The following is a 438-nucleotide window of genomic DNA, read 5'->3' as shown; positions in this document are numbered from 1 at the left end:
TTACCGACGGGCATTTTCGCCAGGATCTGTACCATCGTCTTTGCCAGAGCGAGATTGTCGTTCCCCCCCTGCGTGAGCGTCCTGAAGATATTCCGCTGCTGTGTCGCCATTTTATCGCCACGTTCAGCGAACGCGATGACAAACGTCCCGGTGACATCCGTCTGGCGTCGCTCAGGCAACTGCTGGGCTACGCGTTTCCGGGCAATATCCGTGAGCTGCGTAACATGACAGAGGTCGCCTGTGCGCACGCGACAGACCCTCAACAGATTGACGTACAGGTACCGCTTTCGGCGTCATCGGATATTCGTTCACAGGTGAATGGGTCCGAACCTGATAGCTACCCGCATATCCGGGATTTACGGGAAGCCGTTCAGACCTTTGAGTCGGGTGTGATCCGCTCACGCCTGGCGTTTTTTCGCGGCGATCGCCAGCGTGTGG

Annotated in this window: 1 pseudogene; it reads left to right on the top strand. The window is 57.5% G+C overall.

Annotated elements, in window-relative coordinates:
- Window positions 1-438 (top strand): annotated as a pseudogene (locus ADK28_RS32030) (sigma-54-dependent Fis family transcriptional regulator); the annotation flags it as partial.

The sequence above is a fragment of the Serratia sp. 506_PEND genome (assembly GCF_001076875.1).
Classification (GTDB): domain Bacteria; phylum Pseudomonadota; class Gammaproteobacteria; order Enterobacterales; family Enterobacteriaceae; genus Serratia; species Serratia marcescens.
This window is presented reverse-complemented; position numbering and strand designations above follow the sequence as displayed.